Annotated in this window: 22 protein-coding genes, 1 tRNA gene and 5 pseudogenes; 2 read left to right on the forward strand and 26 right to left on the reverse strand. The window is 37.6% G+C overall.

Annotated elements, in window-relative coordinates; genetic code table 11:
* Nucleotides 1-4 precede the first annotated feature (4 nt).
* From NYZ99_RS15465 to nhaD, 26 genes and pseudogenes are all read right to left on the reverse strand, one after another.
* Nucleotides 5-499 (reverse strand): type I restriction enzyme subunit R domain-containing protein, encoded by a 495-nt coding sequence (locus NYZ99_RS15465; RefSeq protein WP_260572188.1) that lies wholly within the window; start codon nucleotides 497-499, stop codon nucleotides 5-7.
* A complete protein-coding gene (locus NYZ99_RS15470) occupies nucleotides 496-894 on the reverse strand; it encodes a hypothetical protein (RefSeq protein WP_260572189.1) in 399 nt (132 codons plus the stop codon). Before NYZ99_RS15470 ends, NYZ99_RS15465 begins: the two co-directional genes overlap by 4 nt.
* Nucleotides 878-2,419, reverse strand: coding sequence for a type I restriction endonuclease subunit R (locus NYZ99_RS15475; RefSeq protein ID WP_260572190.1), 1,542 nt, complete (start codon nucleotides 2,417-2,419; stop codon nucleotides 878-880). The genes NYZ99_RS15470 and NYZ99_RS15475 overlap by 17 nt, the downstream gene beginning before the upstream one ends.
* The gene (locus tag NYZ99_RS15480) at nucleotides 2,419-2,937 is read right to left on the reverse strand and encodes a Pycsar system effector family protein (RefSeq protein ID WP_260572192.1); all 519 of its coding nucleotides are present in this window, start codon (nucleotides 2,935-2,937) and stop codon (nucleotides 2,419-2,421) included. Before NYZ99_RS15480 ends, NYZ99_RS15475 begins: the two co-directional genes overlap by 1 nt.
* Nucleotides 2,909-3,958, reverse strand: coding sequence for an adenylate/guanylate cyclase domain-containing protein (locus tag NYZ99_RS15485; protein ID WP_260572193.1), 1,050 nt, complete (start codon nucleotides 3,956-3,958; stop codon nucleotides 2,909-2,911). Before NYZ99_RS15485 ends, NYZ99_RS15480 begins: the two co-directional genes overlap by 29 nt.
* Entirely contained in the window at nucleotides 3,958-4,689 is a 732-nt protein-coding gene (locus NYZ99_RS15490; protein WP_260572195.1) for an adenylate/guanylate cyclase domain-containing protein, read from the reverse strand. The genes NYZ99_RS15485 and NYZ99_RS15490 overlap by 1 nt, the downstream gene beginning before the upstream one ends.
* A 5-nt stretch (nucleotides 4,690-4,694) precedes the next feature.
* Complete coding sequence (locus NYZ99_RS15495) at nucleotides 4,695-5,456, reverse strand: DUF2971 domain-containing protein (RefSeq protein WP_260572197.1); 762 nt, start codon at nucleotides 5,454-5,456, stop codon at nucleotides 4,695-4,697.
* Between the two features lie 78 nt (nucleotides 5,457-5,534).
* Nucleotides 5,535-5,963 carry a restriction endonuclease subunit S gene (locus tag NYZ99_RS15500; protein ID WP_260572198.1) on the reverse strand — a complete coding sequence of 143 codons (429 nt, stop codon included), beginning with the start codon at nucleotides 5,961-5,963 and terminating at the stop codon, nucleotides 5,535-5,537.
* Nucleotides 5,964-6,060: 97 nt separating this feature from the next.
* On the reverse strand, nucleotides 6,061-6,759 hold the full coding sequence (locus NYZ99_RS15505) for a restriction endonuclease subunit S (protein WP_260572200.1): 699 nt from the start codon (nucleotides 6,757-6,759) through the stop codon (nucleotides 6,061-6,063).
* Between the two features lie 58 nt (nucleotides 6,760-6,817).
* Nucleotides 6,818-7,279, reverse strand: a complete 462-nt coding sequence (locus NYZ99_RS15510; RefSeq protein ID WP_260572202.1) for a hypothetical protein — start codon at nucleotides 7,277-7,279, stop codon at nucleotides 6,818-6,820.
* Nucleotides 7,273-7,545, reverse strand: a complete 273-nt coding sequence (locus NYZ99_RS15515; protein WP_260572204.1) for a hypothetical protein — start codon at nucleotides 7,543-7,545, stop codon at nucleotides 7,273-7,275. Before NYZ99_RS15515 ends, NYZ99_RS15510 begins: the two co-directional genes overlap by 7 nt.
* Nucleotides 7,546-7,559: 14 nt before the next feature.
* A complete protein-coding gene (locus NYZ99_RS15520) occupies nucleotides 7,560-8,177 on the reverse strand; it encodes a Fic family protein (protein ID WP_260572206.1) in 618 nt (205 codons plus the stop codon).
* 18 nt (nucleotides 8,178-8,195) lie between these two features.
* Nucleotides 8,196-9,254: an N-6 DNA methylase gene (locus NYZ99_RS15525; RefSeq protein ID WP_338039462.1), complete on the reverse strand. Its 1,059-nt coding sequence runs from the start codon at nucleotides 9,252-9,254 to the stop codon at nucleotides 8,196-8,198.
* Nucleotides 9,217-9,726 (reverse strand): type I restriction-modification system subunit M N-terminal domain-containing protein, encoded by a 510-nt coding sequence (locus NYZ99_RS15530; protein WP_260572207.1) that lies wholly within the window; start codon nucleotides 9,724-9,726, stop codon nucleotides 9,217-9,219. Before NYZ99_RS15530 ends, NYZ99_RS15525 begins: the two co-directional genes overlap by 38 nt.
* Before the next feature lie 247 nt (nucleotides 9,727-9,973).
* Nucleotides 9,974-10,285, reverse strand: coding sequence for a hypothetical protein (locus NYZ99_RS15535; RefSeq protein ID WP_260572208.1), 312 nt, complete (start codon nucleotides 10,283-10,285; stop codon nucleotides 9,974-9,976).
* Nucleotides 10,286-10,665: 380 nt separating this feature from the next.
* The gene (locus NYZ99_RS15540; protein ID WP_260572209.1) at nucleotides 10,666-11,301 is read right to left on the reverse strand and encodes a hypothetical protein; all 636 of its coding nucleotides are present in this window, start codon (nucleotides 11,299-11,301) and stop codon (nucleotides 10,666-10,668) included.
* A gap of 28 nt (nucleotides 11,302-11,329) precedes the next feature.
* Nucleotides 11,330-12,082: a DUF4230 domain-containing protein gene (locus tag NYZ99_RS15545; protein ID WP_260572210.1), complete on the reverse strand. Its 753-nt coding sequence runs from the start codon at nucleotides 12,080-12,082 to the stop codon at nucleotides 11,330-11,332.
* Between the two features lie 506 nt (nucleotides 12,083-12,588).
* Nucleotides 12,589-12,966 carry a hypothetical protein gene (locus NYZ99_RS15550; RefSeq protein WP_260572211.1) on the reverse strand — a complete coding sequence of 126 codons (378 nt, stop codon included), beginning with the start codon at nucleotides 12,964-12,966 and terminating at the stop codon, nucleotides 12,589-12,591.
* A 303-nt stretch (nucleotides 12,967-13,269) separates the two neighbouring features.
* Nucleotides 13,270-13,524, reverse strand: a complete 255-nt coding sequence (locus NYZ99_RS15555; protein ID WP_260572212.1) for a hypothetical protein — start codon at nucleotides 13,522-13,524, stop codon at nucleotides 13,270-13,272.
* 2 nt (nucleotides 13,525-13,526) lie between these two features.
* Complete coding sequence (locus tag NYZ99_RS15560) at nucleotides 13,527-13,796, reverse strand: helix-turn-helix domain-containing protein (protein WP_260572213.1); 270 nt, start codon at nucleotides 13,794-13,796, stop codon at nucleotides 13,527-13,529.
* A gap of 253 nt (nucleotides 13,797-14,049) precedes the next feature.
* Nucleotides 14,050-14,124: transfer RNA gene (locus NYZ99_RS15565), tRNA-Val, on the reverse strand.
* 58 nt (nucleotides 14,125-14,182) lie between these two features.
* A complete protein-coding gene (locus NYZ99_RS15570) occupies nucleotides 14,183-15,394 on the reverse strand; it encodes a bifunctional folylpolyglutamate synthase/dihydrofolate synthase (RefSeq protein WP_260572214.1) in 1,212 nt (403 codons plus the stop codon).
* A pseudogene (locus NYZ99_RS15575) lies at nucleotides 15,391-16,327 on the reverse strand (energy transducer TonB). Before NYZ99_RS15575 ends, NYZ99_RS15570 begins: the two are co-directional and overlap by 4 nt.
* A pseudogene (locus NYZ99_RS15580) lies at nucleotides 16,328-16,715 on the reverse strand (ExbD/TolR family protein).
* 9 nt (nucleotides 16,716-16,724) lie between these two features.
* Nucleotides 16,725-17,417, reverse strand: coding sequence for a MotA/TolQ/ExbB proton channel family protein (locus NYZ99_RS15585; protein WP_260572215.1), 693 nt, complete (start codon nucleotides 17,415-17,417; stop codon nucleotides 16,725-16,727).
* 50 nt (nucleotides 17,418-17,467) lie between these two features.
* Nucleotides 17,468-18,803, reverse strand: a pseudogene (nhaD, locus tag NYZ99_RS15590) (sodium:proton antiporter NhaD).
* 287 nt (nucleotides 18,804-19,090) lie between these two features.
* On the opposite strand from nhaD, the pseudogene NYZ99_RS15595 reads away from it, so the two are divergent.
* Together NYZ99_RS15595 and gltB are read left to right on the forward strand one after the other, a co-directional pair.
* A pseudogene (locus NYZ99_RS15595) lies at nucleotides 19,091-20,231 on the forward strand (acyl-CoA dehydrogenase).
* Between the two features lie 317 nt (nucleotides 20,232-20,548).
* A pseudogene (gene gltB / locus NYZ99_RS15600) lies at nucleotides 20,549-25,056 on the forward strand (glutamate synthase large subunit).
* The last annotated feature ends 3 nt before the right edge of the window (nucleotides 25,057-25,059 follow it).

Consider the following 25,059-nt stretch of genomic DNA (forward strand, 5'->3'; position numbering starts at 1 on the left):
AATTTTAGAATTCGGCGTAATTGGACAACCTATTGTAAAATTTTGTCCTTATTGCCTCATCCCTCAATAATTGTTGATATGCCTCCGCATCCTTTTTATTTTCTATGGAGTTGAACAACTGCCATAAATCTGAATGAACCTGGGGCAAGCGTTTTACCTCACTAGCAATATTTGTTATAGTTCCTTGTAATTGTAATTCATCAAAATCCTCGAACGTAGAATACGTTTTAATGGCACTATCCAATTCTTGGAGCACACCATAATAATCTATTACGTAACCATAATCTTTATCAGGGTAGACACGATTTACCCTGGCGATTGCCTGTAACAGGGTATGCCCCAAAAGTTTCCTTGTTAAATATAAGACCGTATTATTTGGGGCATCGAACCCTGTAAGAAGCTTGTCCACCACTATTATCAATTCCGGTTGATTATCATTCTTAAAACGGTTCACAATATTCTGCTGGTACTTATTTGCAGAGCCATGTTCATCCATCATGCGGTGCCGAATTGTTTTACAGAATGCGGGGTTTGGCCAAAAGCGGAATCTTCCCCTTCCCGTTCATCGGGAGGTGAGATGACCAGTTCAGAAGTCACCAACCCTATACTATCCAAAAAATTCTTGTACTTAACTGCGGCCGCCTTGCTTTGACAAACTACCTGACCTTTGAAACCAGTGCCTTGAAAATTCTTTTGGTAATGCTTGGTAATATCCCAGCAAATGGCATAAATCTTTTGTTCCGCGATATTTAGTTGGTCTGCCTTACTAAATTTCTTTTTCAAATCTGCCCTTTCATATGGGGTCAAAGGCTCGGAAATCATATTGAAGTAATTATCCAAAGGGGCAGCATTTACATCTTGGAGTGCATGTTTACCTTCATAGAGCAGAGGCACTACTGCTTTGGTCCTTAACCGCTTGGTCTACGGTATAGCTATCGATAATAGTTCCAAACTTGGATAATGTATTCTTGTCCTTTTTAAACAAAGGGGTACCCGTAAAAGCGATAAAACATGCATTGGGCAATGTCTTCTGCATTTCAATATTGAACGTACCGTGCTGCGTACGATGGCCCTCATCAACCAAAACGAAAATATTGGGGCTTTCCAAAGGTGTGTTGATTCGTTTTACGGCAGTTTCAAATTTATTGATGATGGTGGTTACCACTGCATCGTTTTTATTTTCCAAAAGCTCTACTAACTGACTTCCCGTCTTCGCATTTTCCACATCATCGTAACCACATTTTTGAAATGTCCCGGTTATCTGCCTATCCAAATCCGTTCTATCAGTTACAAGAATAATTTTAGGATTCTTTATAGTAGGTTCCAAGGCGATAGCCTGTGCCAATAGTACCATGGTCAATGATTTTCCGCTACCCTGTGTATGCCAAACAACCCCTCCTTGACGTTTGCCATTCTTTAGTTTGGTTAGTTGCTCCATAGCCTTTTTAATAGCAAAATACTGTTGGTAACGTGCTACCTTTTTGATGCCGTTATCAAATAATATAAAATCAAAGGCCAGCTCCAACAGTCTCTTGGGCCTACAGAGGTTGTATAAATATGCATCCTGGGGCGTTGGTTGAATTTCTTCCCCTTCCAGTTGTTCAAAATGGGCCTTTACATATTTAAAACGTTCTACGAACATTTGCCCTTTTACTTCTTTGGGCAATGCTTGATTTTTAAGCCGAAATAGCTCTCCATTAAAGGTAGCTTCTTCTTTTTTTGAACGGAAGCTTTCCTTCCATTTGGCCCAAAATTTGGGTTCCGTGCCGGTAGTAGCATAGCTACCTTCATTCACCGTTAGCACCAAAAGTAATTGTGCAATCGCATACAAACTTCTAATACCATCATCTTGTTGATTGCGCAATTGCTGTGAAATAGCCTGCTCTAATGGTTCTTTTATATCCGGGCGTTTACATTCAATAACAGCCAATGGAATACCATTAACAAACAGGACAATGTCTGGGCGATAATGATCTTTGCGTCCACTACGGAGCACATTAAATTCCTCGGTAACATGGAAAACATTATTCTTTGGGTTTTTCCAATCTATGTAATGTACGTCAAAACTTTTACGGTCGCCATCCACGATTTGCTCTAGGGATTTCCCTAAAGTGAGCAATTCATATATTTTTTGGGAGGTGGTCAAATAGCCATCAACCATAGGTACGTCACGTAAGGCAATAATGGCGTTTTCAATATTGCCATCGCTAAAAGGCACTTCTTTTGTGGAAGACACTTTAACTGAATTTATTTTGTGTAACTGCTTTCGCAGTATTTCCTCCAGTAATACATTGGACAGTTTATCACCACGTGCTTCATTGGCTTCTTGCTGATTTATATAGGTATACCCCATCTTAATGAGCAGTTGTAAAGCTGGGATTTGCGAAATATGGTCTTCTTTGAAAGATGGTGTTTCCATTATTGCTTTGTGTAGTTATAGATAAAAAAAACAGCACCCAATATTGGTGTGAGAAATGAAGATATACTCAACCAAAGAGCTAAAGTAAAATAATCATATTTCCTTTTTGTTATCGTTGCATTAGTTATGATTTGCTCCGCTAAATGCTTATGATAGTCCTCTATTTTCTCATTTTCATTTTTATATCTATTAATAATATCATTTGCCGTTTTACAACGAAGAACATCAAAGTATAGAAAATTGTCATTTTCCTTTTTAAAGTCGAATGAAGGTCTTAATATTTTCAAATTAGGCACAAACGATAATAACGCCCCTAGTGAACTTACAGAAAGCATTATCATTGCTGAAACTAAATAAATTTTTAAGGTGAGAACATCAGGAAAACTTTCCCAAATGAACAATTTGAGAATACCAAAAAATACTACGCCATTAAACCCAAGAAGCATAGCATTTTTTGTTTCCGCAAACTTCAACCAATCGTTAACATTCTTAAAAATAAGTTCCAGTTTTTCTTCCATATCTCATAATTTTTGTGCCGCTATATAGAATGTGTCCGTACCGTAAACAACTCCGAGAATAAAATGATTTGTCAATATGACTTTGAATTTTCCAATGCTCCTCCTTAACGCATTGCATTTCAGGATAATTCTTGCTTAAAATAACGTATACTTCTTCCGTAATAAGTATAGGCTTAGTCATGATTTTTTTAGTTTTCTTGTTAAAAGACTCAATGTTTCCAAAAAAATCAAATCCGACACCACTAGTGGAGTTATTGATTCTTCTCAAAAATTCCTTTTCCGAAAGAGTAACTTTCATTTTGGAAGGCTCACGTGGCAATGGAGGGAAGTTACTAAAAAGTGGATTTTCCTTTGATCCGTCCATTTTTATTAGTCTGGATAGATAACTGAAATTATCCCTATATTCAATCTCATACTCTTTTTCCTCATATTTTTTGTTAGCTAAATCTGTAAGTTTCGAAGCAATATTTGCAGTATTTCCAAGCCAAACAAGGGCTTTATATTCTCTGTTTTCCTCTCCTCTTTTTTTGGAACCCGTTTTGACCACTTGCATTTTACCATAATCAACTCCAATTCCACACTCAATCTCATTACGTTTAAAATGCCGGTTAATTATATACGTAGCAACCGAATTTAATAGAATTGCGGTATTAATGGCATTTTTGACACAATCCTTTCTATCGAAAACAACCATAACCCTATCTCCAATGATGTTACGTACTTTGCCCCCATGATAACTGGCTGCCTGTACCATAGATCTTACAAAAGCGCTATATAATCTCACCAAGGTTTTATTGTGATGGCTTGCTGAAATTTCAGTGGATTTTCGAATGTCGATGAATAAAACACAAGTTATTAATTCTATGGTGTCAATTTTATTTTTGGAGACACTTGGAAAAGTCAACCCGTAATCATCAATACTTGGAACCAACTCAGTATATGATAGGTTAACAGCAAAATTTGAGTCAACCATAGTTTTAACTTCCTCATTAATTAGCCTCAAAGTGTCTTCTAAAGCCATTATATCTTATGTTTTGTTTTAAATGAAGTGTAGCTTACCCCTTTCAGACTTCCTGTACTAAAAGGACCTGATACTTGCCATCCAAATTCATACAATCCAATATTGTAATAATCAATTTTAGAAACTCCTGAATAATAATTCACCCTTTTATCAATACTAACGCTTTCAAGCCTAAAAAGCTCTGTTACGGGCTTGCCTACAACGGTATATTCCTCATAATGTAAAGAAGTATTATTGTAGTAAACAATTGTGCCAAAGTGCAATGCCACCTTTGAATAAAAAATTGTGGAATTGGTTTTCGATATAATTTCTTTGGCACATAAATCAGCTTGCTTTATACATTGATTTGCATTACCCTCATAGAAAGGAGGTCCGAAAACACAAATAATGCCGTCCCCTATGATTTTGTCAATTTCGCCATTGTATTTATATATAATGGGAATTACAATCTGATAATACTGATCTAGAATATTTGCAATACCATTTCCATCTAAATGCGAAAAACGAGTAGAGAAACCACAAATATCAATGAATAAAAAGGCTAGATTCGCGGGCAATCTATTTTGGAAATGACGTGTATAAAGATTTCCCTGTCCTAGATTACTAAATTTCCTTGAAAGTGCACTAGAAAACGATTCATTTAAAGACCTTGAGTCTAAATCTAAATTTCGAATCACACTTTGTTTGCCATAGGCCTCGTTCAACCTTTGAATCATTCTTAAATTCGCCATAATACTTAATCTTTTAACCTGTCGTAAAACTGATAAAAGGGCTCTAGTTCAGATTTTCTAACAGTGATGTTATTACCAAATAATTGAAACTGTTTCTTGTATTTTCGAAACAAACTCTCATCCATTGCAGGATGTATAATTATAGTAATGGGTAAATCATCAAAATTGTCCAGTTTGTATAATAAATGCCCTGGCCTGTCTTCGGTATTTGTAGTATCTATTAAAACCACTCTGTATTCATTTTCATGAGCAAATGATTCATCCTTTCTGAAAGCCAAATAAAGAACAGTATTGTCCTGTTCATTTTCAATTACCCTTGGATAATCCTGATATTTTATCCTTCCAACAACGACTCTTTGTTCCTTGTTGTTAATATTCGATTCAACCGACTTCTTGATGGTTCGCTGAAACACTTTCCTGTCTATTTTGACTGCAAATCCATTTTCCCTTGCATAGAATCTCCACATCCCATCTGATTCCCTGTCCGAGTTAAACCAGCAGCTTACATAGTGTGCAGATTGCGTTAGTTTCAGTTTATGACCTATGTCACTCAGCTTCTTTTTTGATTTTGTTTTTAAAACTCTCCAATCTGCCAGCATTTTTGGATTAATTTCTTTCTCATCATCCACAAAACAAATATCATAGGCCGTTCTTACCTCCGTTATATTATAGGTGGATATTCCTTCAAGCTTATCATCGAAACGGTACATCGCTGGCATATAAAGTGCTTTTGACTTCAAAAAGCTTGTGACCTTTTCTTCATCCATATATCTAAAAACATACTTCTTTCTAATGCCTTTGGTGTGATACGTGTTCCATTTCTTGCCTAATAAGCCCATAGTATTCTAATTACTAATTAACCTCTTTCTCCCCGTCAATAACTGCTGCATCATACCCTTTTTCTGTAGTTCAAGTTGTTTCATTTGCTCTTGAAGCAATTGAATTTCTATATCCGCTGCATTTAAGATTTGTGCAATAGCTGTCTGCTCCTCAACTGACGGTATTTGTAATTTCAATCCAAAAAAGTCTGAAAGGCCAATATTGAGTAGTCCATGTGCTCTACCACCTTCTTGGGCTATTCGCATCAACCCTTGTTTCATTCTTCCGGCCTCAAAAAATTGATTCATAAAATTGGAATCTACATTCTCTTTTAGTCTAAAACAGATGTACAGGGTTGTAACTACCGCCTTATCAAAATCATCCAATCGCTTAAAAGCCCCCATTGGATAACCATTCGAATAACTCTTGTTATAACAGTATTCACCTCTGTTCACCAAAGTGTAGTTCAAAAGGGTGCTACTGGCTACTCTCTTATTGAAGAAATCTTCTTGTTTTATAAATCCTTTTTGTGCCGATATGGTAACAACATTATCATTTAGCTCCGTATTTTTTCTCGGTAACTCGTTTTGCTATGTTTGACAAACTTACCTCTTCCCACTCCCCATCAAAGCCCGGAAGCCGTTTCTTACCTGTAAGCAATTGCTGCATTAAGCCTTTTTTACGCTTTTTCTTGACTTTGATCAGGTTACCTAGTTTGGTGATTGCGGTGTCCCATGTGGAAAGGCATTGAGCAATGGTTTTTTGTTCTTTTAAAGACGGAATGGGTATTTTTATTGACCCCACTCCTGAATGATTAAGTCCCTCCCTATTTCCTCCAACTTGCATTGTTAAAATACTTTTTTGTCCACTGTATGAGCTTAGAAAAATTTGAAGAAAGTGATTATTTAGTTTTTCTTTCACAGTCCTTACTATACATACATGCTGATTTACATTGCCCTCGACAAAATCTTTGGGGACGACACAACTTCTACCGATTGATGCCCCAGTAATGTTTAATAAAACATCACCTGGTTTTACAAAAGTATTTTTCATCATTTCGTGTATTCCCCTTGGAATTAAAGAATCAGTATCTAATAAAAGAGAGTTATTTAAAACGTTCTGACTTCTTATAAAAGGAACGCCACTTGAAACATAGATTTGAGACCCTCCCCGTGGCGTACTACCACTACCAATTTTCGATGTATAATCTGAAATCCTACCAACATCCCAATTCTCTGGAATCCAACCCAACTTGGTATGTTTATAGCCTGGTCGTACCTCTTCGGCGTAGACCCTATTTTCTTTGGTTTCAGCCATTACTTTTGTTTCCGTTTTTATCGTCTACCAATTGCGAAAGTTGCCTAACCAATTGGTGTACACTCGCTTTTGCAGCATTTTGAAGCTCCCCCTCGTTTTTTTTCAACCCGTACACGTATTCTCTTTTGGCATGATTAGGGTAATGCTGGTCAATCTCAAATTTGTAGTCATGAAAATATAGGGTAAACCCTAGGCTAAAGTGCTTTTGTTCAGGCAAAAGGGGCTTGAACTCTTTTAAAAAAATTCGAAACTGTATGTACTGCATATCCCCCAAATCAAAACCTTGCCAGTATTCCTCTCTTTGGTCCGGCAGCCATTCATACTTTTTTGTAGGCCTACCTTTTGTTGTAATTTCTGCAACGTTCTCAACAAACTTATCCCGCAACTTGGCCCACTGACGGTCGTATTCGAAAAGCAAGGGGAGAAAAATGTCCTCCAAAACCTTATTTACCAAGGCCTTTGTCCTTTTAGGTACATTGGTCGCAACTTCGGGGCGTTCATTTTTTGTTCCAATAATTGGAGTTCCTTGTCCAAATCCTCTGGTTCGTCCAAGGCTTCTCCTTTTGCGGCCGCAATGGCCAATCTGGTAGTTATTAAAGATTCTGAGGCAATCATCTCCGCCAACGGTATGGGGTCTTGTAATGTGCTTAGGTTTAACATACGATAATATTCCTCTCGGTTTTCCAAACGGATGATGGCCGGAGTATACCCACATTGCATTAAAATAAGGTTACCTAAAATTCGGACAGCCTGCCATTGCCATCTCCAAAAGGGTGGATTTGAATAAATCGTACCTGAAAAGCCGCGGAGACTAAGACGGGATGGAGGTTGTACTTATTTTTCTTCCGTTTGGGCTTTATTATTTGATTGGTTAACCAATTCACCAACGAATTCAACTCCTCCGGCACTTCAGCGGGAGGAAGAAAATCGATACGCTCCTTATTTACTGTGTACAGATAATTGGGTTTGGTCTTATATTCACCGGGATTGATTTCGGCTTTTTCATCACTATAAGGTTCCACCATAATCATTTTATGGAGTTCCTTAATTAAGTTTTCGGTAATCATCACATCATTGTCAACCAAGTCCAAAAGCTTTTTGAGTACTTCATTGTGCCCACGCATTTCCAAATAATCACGAAAAGGCTTTCCTTTTGCGGTGATGCCATGAAGAATAAATGCCTTTGTCTCGTGTGCGGAAAGGGTATTACCCTCAATGCTGTTGCTATGATAGTTCCAGTCCAGCCGCAACTTTTGTTCAAGACGTTGTTGCTGCTCGGCCGAGAGTGGCCTCAAAGCATCCAATTTCTCTTTAACCTTATCAAGTTCACTTATAATTTTTGGTAATTCCATGATGCGCTAATTTTGAATTTATGCCAGGTGTAACTTTTGAAGGTAGGCTTTCATTTCCTTTTGTACCTCGGCTAATTCCATTTCCAAGGTGTCGATTTCCTTTTGTACCTCAGTAATATTTATCTCCGCTTCTTCCTCAAAAGTGTCCACATATCCGGGAATATTGAGGTTAAACTCATTCTCCTGCAACTCTTTATAAGGAGCTACATAGCTATATTTTTCCTCTATAACTCCGTAAATCAATTTATCAGCCTTAAAGTCCTCATAAGTAAGAACTATTCGTTCTATATGTTCAGGCAATAATTCATTTTGGTTTTTACCACTTACATAATGGGCACTGGCATCAATAAAAAGCGTTTCCTTTCGATTTTGTTTTCCCTTATTAAAAATGAGGATTGCCGCAGGAATGCCGGTACCAAAAAATAGATTGGCAGGCAGACCTATAACAGCATCCAATAAATTATCTTCAATTACCTTCTTCCGAATTCGTCCTTCGGCACTTCCACGAAAAAGTACTCCATGTGGAACTACCACGCCTACTTTTCCGGTACCCTCATAAGCACTTTCTATCATATGAGAAATAAAAGCCCAATCCCCTTTACTTTTTGGTGGCAAACCTCCGGAGAACCGACTGAATTTATCATCTTCCAATTCATCTTGGCCCCATTTATCTAAAGAAAAAGGAGGATTGGCAACTACCGTATCAAATTTCATAAGTGCATCCCCTTCAATGTGTTTTGGGTTACGAAGAGTGTCCCCCCAACGAATCGAAGCATTATCAAAGCCATGCAGGAACATATTCATTACAGCAAGGGCCCATGTGCTGCCATTAGCCTCTTGCCCGTACAATGAAAAATTGTTGTCCTCTGCCTCTTGAGCTGCTTTGATTAGTAATGAGGCGGAACCACAAGTAGGGTCATAAATACGAGCCCCTGATTTTGATTTGGTCAATTTGGCCGTAAGCGTTGACACTCCGGCTGGGGTGTAGAATTCACCCGCCTTTTTGCCCGCATCACTGGCAAAATTTGCGATCAGAAATTCATAGGCATCCCCTATTATATCTTTGCCTTCCGAGATGTGATGGGGTTAAATCAAGCTTAACAAAGTCTTGAAGCAGGTTTTTAAGTCGTGAATTCTTTTCTTTTTTATCACCCAGATTGCTGCTATTGAAACTTATGTTTCTAAAAATTCCCGCTCCATCCGCACTGGTCAATTTTTCCCTATTGGATTCCTCCAAATCCGCCAAACCGATATCAATTAATTCACCAATATTGTCCTCGTTTCGACTATCATAGAGATAACTGAAATGACTGTTGGAAGGAACTACAAAACGTTCCAATTGCATTGCTCTATCTGCCCTCTCCTTATCCCCATTGTATTTGTTTAGGTATTCTGCATGCTTTTCAGAATAAACATCTGAAACATATTTAAGGAACAGCATAACCAATATGTAGTCTTTGTATTGACTTGGATCGATTACCCCCCTAAATGTGTCACAAGCATTCCAAACTACAGAATTGATATCTTTTGTTTTTACTTTACTTTCCATAATTATTTATTGAATTCTCTCTTTTAACTTTAATTCCAACTCTTTTAATTTTAATAGATCTAATTTATTTGCCAACCTTGTCTCCTCAGCTTTAAGCCTGCTCAATGTTACAATGTCACTTTGAACTTGCAAATCGGAACAGGAACCTCTAAATCGGCCAAAATACCTTTGTTGATTGCAGGCAAGGCACTTCCTCTTCCGGAATTTATCAACTCTAGTTGTGTGGATTCCAAATTGATAAACCATACTAAATATTCGGAAGTACCTTCTTGGATACATGCCTTAAAACTAGAAAAATTGATGAAGCTACCGCGGGCGACTTTTCTTCATGATAAAAGAACGCATTAAATCCATGATGACCCTTTGCCAAAACTAGCACATCCCCTTTTGTCAAATAGTGAGATTCTAATTTTGGATAATCAAGTATCGTAGGCTTTAAATTTTTATCCAGCATATCATCCTGGACAAAATCCCTAGCTTGCAAATAATAGACAGTCCCTTGCGGGTGTCTTTTCCGGTTTAATCCGGAAACTATTTTTGCCAACTTTGATAATTTCATTTATTTTCTTGTTATTAGCGTACAAATGTAAACTAATAAATTGAAAATACAAATTAATTTTATTGTTATTGATGTACAAAAAAATGAGGTGTCAATATGTTCTTCTTAGGGATATCCATTTTTATTTAACAGAGTTCAAAAAAAACAAATCCATTTAATCAAGGTATTCTTGCAGTTGATTTCCAATTATTTGATTAGACTAATAGGTGAGTGTATTCTTTCGTCAGTAGATAAAAAGCCAAACTTTTTAATAATACACATTAAAGCACCTATGCTAATAACATTTTGGCTAAAAAATAGATAATCTTAAAAGCATTTTGTACAGGATGAAAATTTGAAATCGTTAGTAAAGGCGAGCCTGCAATCTTCAGAATTTCCAATTATTCTGCAGCATTGACAGGAACCAAATCAATATTTTCATTAATTATTTTTTCTACCAGATTCCCAATTTTATAAACCGCAGATTTATATTTAGAATACCATCTATGGCGAAAGCCCAACATGTGCATATATTCGTGCATGTAATGACCCCCCAATCCTCCTTTATTATTATCTTTTTTAAATTTTTGAAGATGCTGTGGACATATTTTAGTAATTCCGTCAATTCCTCCTTCAAGTCCAATTGTGCCAGTTTTCGATCCTATGACACAACGTTTGTTTACCCAAATTGGATCATCGTCATTTAGATTTAAAGTTCGAAATCCAATATCCATAACATAGTTTTCTCCTTTTATCTTGCCTGGCCCATTAAGTTCATGAGCAGCTAGTATTCTTTTGTATAGCTCATTGTTTGATATATCTCCTTTCCGGGTCATTTTAGTGGATAATAGGCTATCTCTAAAAGCCTCTGAATTAATTACTAATTCCAACCTAGAAACCACCTCTTTTGCAAATAATTCACTCTCACCGTAATCTTTCATAAAAAAAACATCAATTTTAGTTTGATTTGAATTAGCCGTTTCTTGGGAAAACAAAATTGCGGCATTAAACAATGCGATATAGAATAGATTTTTCATGATAATAATTTGAACGCACCTGCTCAGATTATAAAAGATATCTGTTTTCAAAATCATTATCCACTTCAATCACATTATAATCCAATGATTCGATATTTAAGTCTTCAATATTTATCCAAATTTCCTGATTTGTAAAATCAATTTTAAGACTATCTATAGAAGCTTCAATTTTTTCTTTGAATTCGATATCTATCAGATTATCAATCTCCTGTTTTTTTTCAGAAAATACCACGTCATATTTCTCCTCTTTGCTAAAATGAAATAATAGGTCTTCGATGAATCCTTTTGCTTCAGTTGATGCCTGTTTAATAATGCCTCTCTTTTCAGCATCTACTATTATTCTGTTTCGACTATTTCTCATTCGAGAAACTAAACTTTTCAGTAAATCGCCTCTTGCACCACCAAAACTCACTAAGAAACCATTTCTAACTGCTTTAATCTCCGTTTCATCACTAATTAAGTCTAATTTAGGTTCCTCTAATACAGGCTTAGGTAGAGTTATAACCTTATTAGCACTATCCCTTTTGAAGCCCCTCAAATCTACACTTGCTGAAACGGATACCGGATATTTGATTATCATTAAAAGTTTCTTCCTTTCATTGTCATTTTTATGAAGAAAAATAACATCATGATATTTATACTCAACAAGATGTAATTTGCGTTTTAGGATCACTTCGTTAAACCCTTCCCATCCACTGGGGCGTTTAGGCCATTTTAAGTAAATAATATATCCTATACCCAATAGGACTATTGCTACTCCCAAAAACTTCAAGTACTTCATATTTTCTTTTTTAAGTTACAGATTTGGATTAAATATTTTAATTATTCCATGTCTTCTTTTATTCCAAACATTCAATAAGTTTTTACTTACAATCGACCTCCTAGGACCTTTACTTATAACACTTTGACAATTACTCCCAGGATTACCACCGAATCAAAAAAAATCAGTTTATTTCCTATTTCTAAGCAAATCCCTATATGAGTGGTTATATTCTTTGAATTGTAAAAAAATAATATGTCTCCGCTTTCTATAATTTCTAGAGGCGGTTCGTTTATCCTTTCAACCTTTAGGCAATCATAATAATCACAATATTTACGTATTGGTGATGACCATTCATTTGGGTTTGAGAAAAATCGGGAATTTGCAAAATTAGAAGGGTTTTGTTCGCTTCCGAGAGAAAAATTTAAATCCACTCATCAAAAATATTTGATAAATGAATCCTGAACAATCAAGGCCGTAGAGTTCTTCTTGACATTTATTTCGCTCGCCCCTATATCTGACAGGCTTCATTTTGGATTGATGGTTTTTTCCACCCCAAACATATGCAAGACCATTTTGGCCATAATGATTGAAATTCGTGTTATCAGTAAGATATAGCGCGTTTTGAAGAATACGTTCCTTAAGATTTCTAGCATAATCAACTGTAAGAAAACCTTTTTCTGGAGTGCGGCTTCTAATAACTCAGAGTTAATCGTATCATTAAAAATATTTTTAGAGAGTACTTCCTCAACTGAAAACTCAAATTCAGAATAATCATAATAATCCAGTCCATTATTTGATTTTGGTTTACAACCAATAATGATTAGGACAAAAGGTATCAGATAAAGGATTTTCATTCTGTTTTGTTGGTTCCCAAAGTTTAATCGTTCAAAACTTTTTTTCAATACCCATAAAAGGGTATTTACTTGGGGGAGAAAGCCAAGTGGCGTAAGTCAACAATTTGGAGTACCACAATATAAGAATAGAATTCTTAAGTTAAGACATAGGAAAACCTTATAAATTTTGAGGTTATTCTATTATTTTTCAATACATATTCCTACGAATAATGATTTTTTCAAGGAAGCAAATTATTGACTTTTGAGAAGATAGTTTTGAAAATAATTGAATCCAGCTTTACTTTTTGCAAACCAAACTACATAAAACTATATGTGATTTAGCTTTATAAACGATGGGAAAAAATACTCCTTTTACATGGAAATACCTTTGTTTGGTTTTTTCAATTTATTATTGAGGCTACTATTTGAAGGCTTTTGGCCTAATTTCTTGACATTTGATATTTCAGAAATATACTGCTGAATACCATGATGGTAGGGTTTTAAGGATTCCGGAACAGTGGTATCCAATTGAAACATAGATGACCTCAAGTCCATTTCCTTAGCTATATTATACCCGCGATTAAAGCCTTTTTTATACTCCTCAGATATTTTGATTTGTTCATCCATAGTCAAAAGGTTTCTCGTGCATGCTTTTCAAGGTATGCATTAATTGAATCCCTGTCGTAGAGAATTATTTTCTTCTGCGGTTGGGAGTATCGAATTTTTCCTTCATTTCGAAGTTTTTGTAGAGTAGTAGTTGATTTAATGCCCAATTCCTTCATGGCTGTTTCGCCGTCAATCCACTTTTCAGGTTGATCCTGTCGTTTGGATTCTATGTGCTCAATTACTTTATCGAATAAAGCATAGAATGCATCCTCTTGTAAACAAACTACTTGCATGTCCCTAATGTAATAAATTAAAAAATATACCTCTTATTTAATTGGACCTGTGACCATTTATTCGGGATGTGGGGAAATTTATACTAGAAATTATTCCTAAATTTTTGATTATTATAGGGAAATTTAAAAATAATATATAACTACCTAAATATCAGTTTGTAAAGAAAATTGGAAAGAAAAATATGTGTTTATAAATAGTTTATAAACCGAAAATAAAAAAGCCCCCACATCTGTGAAGGCTTGATTTTACTAGTGGGCCCTACTGGATTCGAACCAGTGACCCCCTGCTTGTAAGGCAGGTGCTCTGAACCAGCTGAGCTAAGAGCCCCAAAAGGAGTGCAAATATAGAATAGTTTTGTTTACTCCAAAAGAAAAAAATAAAAAATTTAAAGAACTTCGGCCACTACAAAAGTACTTCCCCCTACAAAAATAAAATCGGATTTTGTAGCAGCTTGTTTAGCAGCAGTATAGGCCGCGGGGACATCCTTAAAAACTTGACCAATTAAATTGTATTCCATGGCCATTTCCTTCAACAAATTGGCCGGTAGACCACGTGAAATTTTCGGTTGGCAAAAATAATAGGCAGCATCGGTAGGAAACATAGGAAGTATTGATTTTAAGTCCTTTTCCTTTACAAACCCCAAAACAATATGAAGAGTATCATATTTTTCTTCCTTCAACTGATCTAATACCAACTGCAACCCTTCCCTATTATGGGCAGTATCACATATAATTTTTGGTTCTTCGCCCAACTTCTGCCATCGCCCCAATAAACCAGTATTTTCAATAACGTTCATTAATCCATTTAAAATATGCTTTTTGGTTATGTCAAAACCGGACAGCTCATTTAAAACGGTAATGACACCTTTTATATTCTTTATTTGATATTTACCGCTTAAGGAGGATTTAAAGGTTTCGATTTTAAGCTGGTCCGCAAAAATTAATTTTGCTTTCCTTTCATTGGCAACTTGTTCAAAAACCGGTGCAGTCTCTTCTTGGTATTCACTTATTACCACAGGAGTGTTGGCTTTTATGATTCCTGCCTTCTCAAAAGCGATTTTAGGTAAGGTATCTCCCAGCATATCCATATGATCAAAGCCGATATTCGTAATCAAGGATATTTCGGGGCTAATAATATTGGTAGAATCCAATCTTCCACCTAGTCCAACTTCGACCACAGCCAAATCCACCTGATTCTCAGAAAAATATTTAAAGGCCATACCTACGGTCATTTCAAAGAAAGAAAGATGTCGGTTTTCAAAGAAATCCTTGTTTTCTGTAATAAATTTTACCACAAAATTCTTGGGTACCGGTTTTCCATTAATCCTGATCCGTTCCCTGAAATCCTTAAGATGTGGAGATGTGTAAAGTCCGACTTTATAACCGGCTTCCTGCAATACAGAGGCAAGCATATGGCTACTGGAACCCTTACCATTGGTTCCCGCAACATGGATACTCTTAAAGGATTCATGAGGATTACCTAGACATTCCGAAAATTCAAGAATACCATCCAATTTATTATTAAAAGCTATCTTACCCTTTTGTTGATACATTGGAAGCTGAGAGAACATCCAATCCAAGGTCTGCTGATAGGTCACTCCCCCAATTTAAAGTTTACCACTACAAATCCAATCTGTTGACTTGGGGCATTGGAATCCAAATTCCACTTGTGCATGAAGGCTGTCTTTCTTGCAGGTTCTAAAAGACATTGTGCATTATTGGTCGTTCCCTTAACACCAGGCGTAGCACTAATTACTTTACCACTCCTGTCTACCACAATCTTAACAACTACTCGTCCGGATTCATTGCATTCCTGTGGAACTTTTCCCTTGCTAACCAAGGATCTTCCATTCAAGCCGTAACCACCCGTTCCGCTGCCTGATCCAGGACTACCATAATAACTTGTAGCATAGGGGTCTCCATCCGGACTACCTTTGTCTCCTGCCCTATTATCATCCCCTTCACTTCCGGACGCGGTTCCGTCCGATTTATTAAGTCCGCCCATGAGTTCGTCCAATCTCCTCTTTTTAGCCTCTTGTTCCTGTCTCGGCTCTTTCCTCCGCATCTCTCTTTTGCTGGGCTATACGTTCAGCTTCGGCCTTGGCTTTTTGTTCCGCTTCTTCAGCCTTTCTCTTTTGTTCCGCAGCTTCCGCATCTGCTTTTCTTTTGGCTTCCTGGGCTTGTTTTATTCTGATGGATTCCTCATCCTCTTGGGTAAGGACTTTTTCAGATGGAGCTTCTTTTACCTGCTCTTCCTCGACCTTTTCTTTGATTTCTTCAACAGCTTCTGAAACTTCTTGTTTTGTAGGTTCTACCGGAGGAGATTCCAACGGTTCCGAACGCACGCGTTCCTTAGGTTGAACCCTTCCGCTTCCAAAATCGGTCGTACCAAAATTCACCGATATTCCATTTTCAATCGGTGGATCCATATAGGTTAGCCCAATGTAGAAAAGCACCAACAACAAAATGCTCAAAAGCAATGTTGTTAGTGTTAAGGACTTTTTCTTGTGTCTCGTATCTAAAAATGCCATCTAGTTCGGCCGCACCGCCAAAATGACCTTGTAATTATTCCTATTGGCGATATCCATCACGTTAACTGCCTCTTTAATGGCAACGCTCTCTTCCGCTCTTAAAATAATAGTAGGTTTTTCTTGGCCCTCAAGTGCCTTTTTTAATTCAATTTCAATGTATTCTCCGTTAATTCTCTGATTGTTCACAAAATACTGTAAGTTCTTGTCTATACTTACGGATACATTTTGTGTATTCGTGGATTTTCCTTTTGCCTTTGGCAGTAATAAATCCAATGCATTCGGTGAATTCGCCGTTAACATAAAGAATATCAATAACAGAAATACAATATCCGTCATTGATGACATGCTAAAGTCTCGGACTTACTTTATTCCTCCCTTTTAATTTCATATTGAAAAATTAAAGTGGTTCGTTCAATAAATCCAAAAACTCTACGGCATTGGCTTCCATTTTATGAATCACCTTGTCCGTTCTATTCACCAAATGGTTATAACCCATATAAGCGATAATACCTACAATTAAACCGGCCACTGTGGTTGTCATTGCTGTATATATACCGGAGGCCAAAGACCCCATTTCCGCCTGACCGCCACTACTTGCCATTTCATGAAATGCCAAAATCATACCAATCACCGTTCCCAAGAACCCAATCATTGGGGCCGCACCGGCTACGGTAGCCAACACGCTCACGTTTTTTTCAAGTTTATAAACTTCTAAGGTTCCAGCATTCTCAATCGCGGTATTGATATCGTCCAAAGGTTTCCCAATACGGGAAATTCCCTTTTCAGTAAGTCTTGCAACAGGAGAATCTGTCTGAGCGCATAAAATTTTGGCAGCCTCCAATTTTCCTGAAGTTACATGATCCCGAATCTGGTTCATGAAATTCTTATCTATTTTTGAAGCCGCATTTACCGCCAAAAGCCTCTCAAAATAAATGTAAAGGGCAACGCCGAGCATTAAAAACAATACGGTAATGATAATAACACTGCCCGTGCCTCCATTAAAAACCAAGTCCATTACGGAAAGTGTTTTCTCTTCAGAAATCACTTCGCCCGCGGAAGGATCCTGTGACAAATCTTGTATTAACAACATAGTATTCTTTAAATGAAATTTGCCATTATAACGGTGAATTACAGATTAAATTATCCGTGCAGGACAAAATCTCGCAATAAAATAAATACTCCGGCTCCCGCTATAAATCCAACAAAGGCAAGCCATGCTATTTTCTTAAGATACGAGAAAAAGTCAATTTTTTCCATACCCATGGCCACAACTCCGGCCGCAGAGCCAATAATCAACATACTACCACCCGTACCCGCAGAATATGCAATAAAATGCCAAAGTGCGTTATCTAAAGGCTCCCCGAACATCCCCATACTTGCGGCTACCAAAGGCACATTATCTATAACGGCAGAACCCACACCGAATAACATCACCACGATATCCGTATTTGGAATGGCTTCATTAAGACTTTCGGCATAGTGGAAAAGCATCCCCAAGGATTCAAGGGCCGCCACTGCCAATAAAATTCCCAAAAAGAACAGTATACTGGGTAGCTCAATTTTTGATAAGGAATGGTGAACAGGACTATGATGGCCCTGAGTATCGTTATCCTCATTGTCCAAAGAAGTGATACTAAACTTCTTATTACTATAGATTTCCGCAAAAGTTGCCACCACAGCCAAGGAAAGCATCATGCCTACATATGGAGGCAAATGGGTAATAGTCTTAAAAAAAGGTACAAATACGATTGCGCCCAGCCCTAAATACAGCATGGTAGAACCATACTTTGATTTTGGTGCCTCTTCTTCAAAACTACCTTCAATATTACCCTTAAAGGCACTATTTGTTCCAGCAATAAGCGTAGGCACTACCATACAGATAATAGATGGAATCAACACATGTATTACTAATTGCCCAGCCGAAACCTTATTGGCAATCCAAAGCATGGTGGTGGTAACATCACCTATAGGGGACCAAGCACCACCAGCATTTGCTGCGATAATTATCATACCCGCAAACCAAAGCCTAGTATTACGGTCGTTAACTACCTTTTGTAATATGGTAATCAAAACTATAGTTGCCGTAAGGTTGTCGATTATTGCAGATAGAATAAATGCAAGAATTGAGAATAACCACAATAACTTTCTTTTGCTTCGGATCCTAATATATCCTTTAATAGTAGCGAAACCATCAAAATAGTCTATTATTTCAACAATCGTCATGGCCCCTAACAGAAAGACAAGAATCTCTGCGGTCTTACCCGGATGATGCAATAAAATTTCATCCGAGATGAGTAGGTTCTAATTCCCTTAATTCAGCATTTACCTCAAAAACTGGCATATGGTTCAATGCAATAAGAGCCCATAATATGGCCATCATGGCCAAAGCGGGAATCAACTTGTCTATCTTAAGGTTATGCTCAAGGGTAATGGCGAGATACCCTGCCAAAAAAACAATAATAATAATGGTTTCCATGCGATGTTGGTTTTTAGTTTCCTATTATCTAAGGAGTCAAATATAAGACTGAATTATAAATTTTGAAATTCCCTAAAGATATCCAAAATTGTCAATCTTACCATAGGTAAAAATAGATTATCCCAAAGGAGTTTGAAAGTCAAACTATTACAAATGGATTTTTAACAAAAAAATTCTGGACTAAAGCCAAGCAAGCTATAAAATCAAAAACATAGATTCCATAATAGATTAAGAAATTTAAAGGCATACACTTATATTTGTGTATACACCAAAAATTAAGAATCACCATGGATTTTAAACTTAGCGAAGAACAAGAATTAATTAAACAAGCAGCGCGTGATTTTGCCCAAAATGAACTTCTTCCAGGGGTTATTGAAAGAGATGAAAAACAAAAGTTCCCGGAAGAGGAAGTAAAAAAAATGGGGGAATTGGGTTTTTTGGGTATGATGGTAGACCCAAAATATGGCGGAAGTGGATTGGATACCCTTTCCTATGTTTTGGTTATGGAAGAATTGTCCAAGGTGGACGCATCATCTTCGGTGATAGTATCTGTAAACAATTCATTGGTTTGTTGGGGCCTTGAAACCTTTGGAACAGATGAGCAAAAGGAAAAGTATTTACAAAAACTTGCAACAGGAGAAATAATAGGAGCCTTTTGCCTTTCCGAACCGAGAGGCGGGAAGCGATGCTACTTCACAAAAAACAACGGCAATAGACAAGGGCGACCATTATCTTTTAAATGGCACTAAAAATTGGATAACCAATGGAGGAACGGCTGGGATATATTTGGTGATTGCCCAAACAGATAAGGAAAAAAAACATCGAGGAATTAATGCCCTTATTGTCGAGAAAGACATGGATGGTTTCGTAATTGGGCCCAAAGAAAATAAATTGGGCATCCGCGGCAGTGATACCCATTCCTTAATGTTTAACGATGTAAAGGTTCCTAAAGAAAATAGAATAGGCGAAGATGGGTTTGGTTTTAAATTTGCCATGAAGACCTTGGCAGGGGGAAGAATTGGAATTGCCGCCCAAGCTTTGGGTATAGCTGCAGGAGCTTATGAGCTGGCGCTAAAGTATTCACAGGAAAGGAAGGCTTTTGGCACTGAAATCAGCAATCATCAAGCCATAGCCTTTAAATTGGCCGATATGTATACCCGGATACAAGCGGCACGTCTTTTAGTCTATCAGGCGGCCAAGGATAAAGATAACGGTGACAATTATGATCTATCTGGTGCCATGGCCAAATTATATGCTTCACAAGTAGCAATGGAAACGGCCGTAGAAGCGGTACAGATACATGGGGGTAATGGTTTTGTAAAAGAATATCATGTGGAGCGTTTAATGCGAGACGCTAAAATCACCCGCATTTATGAAGGTACTTCAGAGATTCAGAAAATTGTGATTTCAAGGTCTATCTTACAATAACCGAACCTAATTCTAAACATACCCTTAAAATTTAGGGGTACGCACCTTCAAAATAAAACTAATTCCTGTTATCAGAAACAAAAGAAGGGGTAAAATTGTTACAAACAATCAATTCAAGATGTTGACCCCGGTTATTGGTATGGAGGTTATTTATTAATGTCCTACATTTATTAATATGATAAATTCAACCAACCAAAAATTATGAATTAAAGGTTTTTTAACCTTTATTTAAAAACGTTGAATATTTTATTTGATTATGACCAAATCACTGATTATAGTTTAAATAAAATAATATTTTTGGAGAAATACGATAAATTATGAAATTGAAGAAGCAAGGTTTATATCTGCCGAATTTGAACACGACAACTGTGGGGCCGGTTTTATTTGTAGCCTCAAAGGAAAGAAATCCAATGATATAATACATAAGGCATTGGAGATTCTTGAACGTCTTGAACATAGGGGTGCGGTAAGTGCCGACGGAAAGACGGGAGATGGTGCCGGTATTTTGATCGATATACCTCATGCATTCTTCAAAGAGGTATGTTCTTTTGAACTGCCCGAACAAGGGGAATATGCTGTTGGTAATGTGTTTTTCCCTCAAAAGCAGAATCAAAGGGAATTTTGCATCAAGGTATTTGAGGAAAATATTAATAAACAAGGTCTTAAACTTCTTGGATGGAGAGATGTACCGGTTAATCGCTCAGTACCGGGCAGAATTGCGGCAGAAACAGAGCCTTTTGTCAAACAGGTATTTATTGCAAAAGAAAGCAAGGAACAATCGTATTTTGATTTCAACTTAAAATTATTCATCGCACGAAAAATTACGGAGCATGCGATTATAAAGTCCAAACTTTCTGAAAGTAAATTTTTCTACGTACCTAGCCTTTCTACCAAGATAATAATATTCAAAGGGTTATTAATGCCAATGGACATCAGCCTGTATTATTCAGACTTAATGGATCCAAGGGTGGTAACGAGATTGGCTTTGGTACACCAACGTTTCTCCACTAACACCTTCCCAACATGGGATTTGGCTCAGCCCTTTAGATATATGTGCCACAATGGAGAGATAAATACTCTAAGAGGTAATGTGTCTAGAATGTTCTCCGAGACAAGAACTTTTAGAAAGCGAAATGTTTGGGGAAGAGATAAAAAATATTCTTCCTATCGTATTGCCAGGTAAATCAGATTCCGCTACCATGGATATGGTAGTAGAACTATTGTTGATGACAGGACGTTCATTACCCGAGGTAATGATGATATTGGTTCCGGAGGCGTGGGAGAAAAACACGGAAATGTCCGAAGCGAAAAAGGCCTTCTACGAATATCATTCCTGTATGATGGAACCTTGGGACGATTCTGCCTCCATCCCATTTACGGATGGTAATTATATTGGTGCCCTACTTGACAGAAACGGACTTAGACCTTCTAGATACTCCGTGACCAAGGATGATTACGTTGTGATGTCATCTGAAACAGGTGTGGTTGAAATTGCTCCTGAAAATGTTGAGTTTCATGGTCGTTTGGAACCTGGAAAAATGTTCTTGGTGAACATGGAAGAAGGTCGTATAGTAAATGACGAGGAAATCAAAGAAGAGATTGCCAAAAAGCACCCTTATAAAAAATGGCTTGACAATAACTTGGTACATTTAAAGGATATACCTTATAATGATTGTCCATTATTTTTAGGTGAAGCTTCGTTGGAAAAGCGAAAATCAGTATTCGGATACACCTTGGAAGACATCAACACGATTATTCTTCCTATGGGTAAGACCGGCAAGGAACCTATCGGTTCAATGGGGTCTGACACACCCATCGCCGTTCTATCAGAAAGGCCACAACTTATATACAATTATTTCCAGCAGCTATTTGCACAAGTAACCAATCCACCTTTGGATGGTATTCGTGAGGAGTTGATTACGGATATAAGCCTGACCTTGGGAAGCGACCATAATATTTTTGAATTTTCCGAACTGCACTGTAGGAAACTAAAAATCCAAAATCCTGTTATTTCCAAGGAGGATCTTGACAAAATAAAAAATTATGATGCAAGCCCTGACTATAAGGTAGTGTCTATTCCCATGTTATACCCCGTAGAAAAGGGACATAATGGATTGGAAGATGCATTACAATCCATTTTGATGGAAGCCTCTCAAGCAGCGGACGAAGGGGCTAATATTATTATATTATCCGATAGGAACGTCAGTAAAGAAAATGCTCCTATACCAGCATTATTGGCCTGTTCTTTTATAAACAGTGGTCTTCAAAAACTGGGCAAGCGTTCCAAGCTTAGCATTATAATCGAATCTGCCGAACCTCGGGAAGTTCATCATTTTGCGTTATTGTTCGGGTTTGGGGCAAGTGCTATCAATCCATATTTGGTCAACGAAATCATTGGCGAGCAAATCGAAGAGCAGGATATTCAAGATTTTACCTTTGAGGAGGCCGTTAAGAATTACAATAAGGCCATTGGTAAGGGAATCTTAAAGGTGATGAACAAAATAGGAATCTCTACGTTGAATTCCTATCGTGGTTCGCAATTATTTGAATGTATAGGTATAAACACCAAAGTCGTTGAAAAATATTTCCCAAACACTCCAACAAGAATTCAGGGAATTGGACTTTATCAGATTGAAAAAGAGGTGGCTAAACGCCATCATAGGGCATTTTCAACCCAGGAGGTCGATGCCAATTTAGACCTCGAAATTGGTGGTGAATATAGATGGAGAAGGAATGGTGAAAAACACATGTTCAATCCTTTGACTATAGCGAAGCTTCAAAAATCCGTCAGAAATAATGAACCGGAAACGTACAAAGAGTTTTCCCAAATGGTGAATGAACAGGCCAAAAACCTAATGACCATTAGAGGACTTTTTGAGTTTAGTAATTATGACCCTATCCCATTGGACGAGGTAGAGCCATGGACGGAAATTGTAAAAAGATTTAAGACTGGAGCCATGTCCTACGGGTCCATAAGCAAAGAGGCCCATGAGAATTTGGCCATTGCCATGAACAGGATTGGTGGTAAAAGTAATTCGGGCGAAGGTGGAGAAGATGAAGAACGATTTTATAAAAACGCCACGGGAGATTGGCGAAATAGCGCCATAAAACAGGTCGCTTCAGGTCGATTTGGAGTAACTTCCAACTACCTTACCAATGCAAAGGAAATCCAGATAAAAATGGCCCAAGGGGCCAAACCAGGGGAAGGAGGTCAATTACCGGGTCCAAAAGTAAATCCGGCAATAGCTAAAACCGGAAATTCCACGCCTTATGTAGGTTTGATCTCGCCACCGCCGCATCATGATATTTATTCCATTGAGGATTTATCCCAATTAATATATGATTTAAAATCAGCTAATAGAAAAGCTAGAATCAATGTCAAATTGGTATCCGAAGTGGGTGTTGGTACGGTAGCGGCTGGAGTTGCAAAAGCAAAAGCGGATGTAATATTGGTTTCCGGTTTTGATGGTGGCACTGGAGCTTCTCCACTAACCTCTTTGAAACATGCAGGTTTACCTTGGGAATTGGGTATTGCGGAGGCTCAACAAACTTTGGTACTGAACGACCTAAGAAACAGAATTGTTTTGGAATGTGATGGCCAACTTAAAACGGGCCGGGATGTAGCTGTAGCCTGTCTACTGGGTGCAGAGGAATTTGGCTTTGCCACTGCTCCATTGGTGGCTTCAGGTTGTATCATGATGCGCGTTTGCCACTTGAATACCTGTCCAGTAGGTATCGCAACACAGAATCCGTAACTACGTAAAAAATTCGAAGGAAAACCCGAGCACGTTGTTAACTATATGTATTTCATAGCCCAGGAATTAAGGGAGATTATGGCGCAGCTTGGTTTTAGAACAATCAACGAAATGGTTGGTCAGGTACATAAACTTGATAGAAAAAAGGCCATAGATCATTATAAGGCCAATGGAATTGATCTGACTCCTATATTACATCAAGTGGATGTTCCAAAAGGAACAAAGTTTTACAATACAGAGAAACAACATCACGATGTATTTGATTCAATCGAATTCGATATTATTGAAAAAGCAAATCCATCCTTGTTCCGAAAGGAAAAATTGACATTGGATTACCCCATTTGTAATACAGATAGGGCCGTAGGAGCCATTATCAGCAATGAGATATCCAAGACTTATGGTGCCGAAGGGTTACCAATTAATACTTTAAAACTCAATTTTACCGGGTCTGCCGGGCAAAGTTTTGGAGCCTTTGCGACTAGAGGTTTGACCATGATTGTTAATGGAAATACTAATGATTATTTAGGAAAGGGACTTTCCGGTGCCAAATTGGTAGTACGGGTTCCGGAAGGATCCACCATCGTACCGGAGGAAAATGTTATTACCGGCAACGTGACGCTTTATGGTGCTACAGCTGGTAGGGCCTATATAAATGGTAAAGCCGGTGAACGTTTTTGTGTAAGAAATTCGGAGCCAAAGCCGTAGTAGAAGGTATTGGAGATCATGGTTGTGAATATATGACAGGAGGGGTGGCCGTAATACTTGGAGAAGTTGGAAGGAACTTCGGCGCAGGTATGAGTGGTGGAATAGCCTATGTGCTGGATGAGAAAAAGACATTTAAGAAAAGATGTAGCGGAGAAGGACTCAACCTTTTGAAGGTGGAGGAAGATAAAGATGTAAAACAACTGAAAGATTTGATTACAAGTCATTATAATTCCACATTGAGTCCATTAGCTCAACGAATATTGGAAAATTGGGAAGAATATTTACCTAAATTCATCAAGGTTTTCCCGGAGGAATATAGACAGGCGTTAATACGATTGGAAGAAGAAAATTTACAAACAATTTAAAAT

This window comes from Maribacter litopenaei, from assembly GCF_025244665.1.
GTDB lineage: Bacteria > Bacteroidota > Bacteroidia > Flavobacteriales > Flavobacteriaceae > Maribacter > Maribacter litopenaei.